At 43.6% G+C, this 3037-nt stretch carries 2 protein-coding genes and 1 tRNA gene; 1 reads left to right on the top strand and 2 read right to left on the bottom strand.

The window, feature by feature from the left end:
* Positions 1–282, top strand: a 282-nt coding sequence (locus ACRCJ0_RS11395) for a methionine adenosyltransferase domain-containing protein (protein WP_431390492.1), incomplete at its 5' end; no start/stop codon positions are given.
* Between the two features lie 114 nt (positions 283–396).
* Here the strand turns inward: ACRCJ0_RS11395 and ACRCJ0_RS11390 are convergent.
* Both ACRCJ0_RS11390 and ACRCJ0_RS11385 read right to left on the bottom strand, forming a co-directional pair.
* Positions 397–2742, bottom strand: a complete 2346-nt coding sequence (locus tag ACRCJ0_RS11390) for an HAD-IC family P-type ATPase (protein ID WP_431390491.1) — start codon at positions 2740–2742, stop codon at positions 397–399.
* A gap of 198 nt (positions 2743–2940) precedes the next feature.
* Positions 2941–3013 (bottom strand) — tRNA-Thr (locus ACRCJ0_RS11385).
* Positions 3014–3037: the final 24 nt, after the last annotated feature.

The raw sequence follows: 3037 nt of genomic DNA, 5'->3' as shown, positions 1-3037 counted from the left end.
GCTGGCTTAGCGCGTAAAGTTGAAATCCAATTAGCCTATGCTATCGGGGTTGCAGAACCTGTATCTATTGCGATTGACACCTTTGGTACAAGTGATTTATCTGAAAATGAATTAGTCGGCCTTGTGCGCGACAACTTTGACTTAACCCCAAATGGGATTATCGATATGTTATCACTACATCAACCAATCTTCAGTAAAACTGCTGCTTACGGCCATTTTGGTCGTGATGACCAAGACTTTGCTTGGGAAAAAACAGATAAAGTAGACATTTTGAAGAAATAAGCATTCTTGAATAAATAACACAAACAAACCCCAGTAAGGCGCCTCATCGAGGCTGCTTACTGGGGTTTTCTGTGTCTATTTGTAGTTATCTTTACATGCAAAGATGCGGTTCATTTAAAAATTCATCCGTGTGAAAAATGCTTTGAAACGATCTTGATAGCGGTTGACCATTTTCCAAAAGGCAAAAGCGAGAGCCAACAAGGCGACACTGATTAGGGTTTCGCTAGCGGTCATGGGTTGGATAGTCAGAATGTCTGAAAAATGCGGCAAGACCAGCGCGACGGCAAGCATGGCAAGGGTCGCGGTTGATGCGAGAAAGAGACGCAACTTGTTAAATGGGAAGCAGGACTGCCATACCGCAAATAAAGAGACGCCGGTCAACATGACATAGTCAAAGGTCCGAGCGGTTTCAAAGTCGATCATGCCCAGTTTCACCATGACCAAGGAGGCCAAAATGGCTACAGACACCGTTAACGCTGAAGGTAGCGCAGCGGCAAGGGATTTGGGTAGGAACCGCTCTTTGACTTGCTGGTTATTAGGTTCAAATGACATGAAGAAGGCCGGATAGCCCTCGATAAAGGCGTCTATCATGGTAATTTGTAAGGGAATAAATGGAAACGGGAAATTCAAGGCAATACAAATCAGGGTCACGATTAAGGAATATAGGGTTTTGATAAAGAATACGCTTGATGACTGAGTGATGTTGTTGACCACACGGCGGCCTTCAGAAATGACCGCTGGTAAGTCACCAAAGTCTGAATTGACCAGGATTAAATCGGCCATTTGACGGGTTGCCCCGTCACCTTCAGCCATAGCGATGGATAAGTCAGCTTGTGACAAGGCTAAAATATCGTTGACCCCGTCACCTGTCATCCCAACGATATGGTCTTCGTCTTGAAATTCAGCTACCAGAAGTTTCTTTTGTTGAGGTGAGACCCGGCCAAAAACATTGTATTGGTGGGCTGCTGCTCTTACATCCGCTTCAGCTTGAATTTGACTCATATCAATCGCTTGGGCGTCGCCTGCGAGTCCTGCGTTCTTAGCAACTCTGGCAACAGTTTGCGGGTTGTCACCAGAAATAATCTTAATGTCCACACCCTCATTTTGGAAAAATTCCAGAGTAGATTTAGAATTGGGGCGAATTGGGTCGCTCAAGGTGATGTAGCCAATTGGCTTGATTGTTAAATTGGCGATTTCAGTCTTTTCGTCTAGTAGGTCAGTCGATTGTCCCACCAACAAGACCCGCAGGCCGTCATTTTGCGCGGTAATTACTTGCTCAATCGGTTCGTCGATAAGGTATTCAGCTGCACCAACGAAAATTGTACCGGTTCCTTCAAAACCGATAGCACCCCACTTACGTTCAGATGAAAAGGGCGTGACTTGTAAGGCTTCTAAAGTAGAGGCTTTGCCGTAGAAGTGGTCTTTCAAGGCCGTCATGGTTAAATTACTATCGGTTGATGCGGTTGTATAATTGGCCAATTTGGCTAGTAAATTCTTGTCGGAGGTACTGTTTAGTGGGAAAATCCCCTCCACTGACATCTGCCCTTGCGTGATTGTCCCAGTCTTATCTAAACACAGCATATCCATGTGGGCCAAGGCTTCAACAGCGTACATATTTTGCACGAGTACATTCTTTTTGCCTAGTTTTAAAACAGCAGTTGAAAGGGCTAGTGAAATCAACAATACCAGACCTTTAGGCAGCATACCGATCAGGGCAGCCACCGAGTTTATAACCGCCACATCCACTGTGTCACTTCGTAGGAAAAAGGCTTGCAAGAACAAGAGTATCCCTAGTGGCACAATGATGTAGGAGGTAAACTTGGCAATCTTCTTAATGGCATCGGTTAATTCAGAACGGGCGTATGGTTGAGACTTGGTTTCAGCTACCAACTGCTCTGCGTAATTGTCGTCCCCAACATGGATTAACTCAGCCAGCAATTGCCCACTGGTCAAATAAGAACCGGATAATAACTCATCGCCTGCTTGTTTTAAAATGGCATCCGACTCACCCGTTAAAAGGGACTCATTCACTTCGCTGGACCCGTCCACCACGTTGGCGTCTGACGGAACCTGGTCACCACTTTCAAGGATAATCAAGTCGCCAACCACCAATTCAGTAGAGGGCACAATGACTTCCTGGCCATTTCGGACCACCTTAACTGGTTTATTGGATAAAATGGTCAACTTGCTGACCAAATCGCGGGCTCTAATCTCTTGGACAATCCCAATAATAATATTCAATATAATGATGGCAATAAACGCCATATTAGAATACGCGCCAACCAGTAACAATAAGAAAGCCAACAAGAAGTTTAAAGCATTAAATAGGGTAAAAACATTCTCTTTAATAATTTCAGTCGTCGTCTTCTGGGTAGAATGACTGGTTTGGTTAACCTGGCCATCAGCCACTTTGGCTTGAACTTCTTCATCCGTTAGACCTTGGTATTGATCGTTCCACATTAATTCACATCCTCCATTTTCCATCCCTCATTTTTATTGCTATTTTATATTCATCATAAAAGTCTATTATACGCCAGATGAATATGTATAAACTTAAAGATTTATTTAGCTTTCCCTTAAGAAAACAAGATTGTCGAAAAAAACGTAGTAAAGAACAAAAAACTCCTCCATCTTTCGATGAAGGAGTTTTTCTATATATGCCGGCTAAAGGACTTGAACCCTCGACCCTCTGATTACAAATCAGATGCTCTACCAACTGAGCTAAGCCGGCAAATATGTTTTATTCAAAATGAAT

This window comes from Aerococcus sp. L_32 (assembly GCF_050689315.1).
The sequence above is the reverse complement of the archived record's forward strand: the minus strand, read 5'-3'. Positions and strand labels throughout refer to the sequence as shown.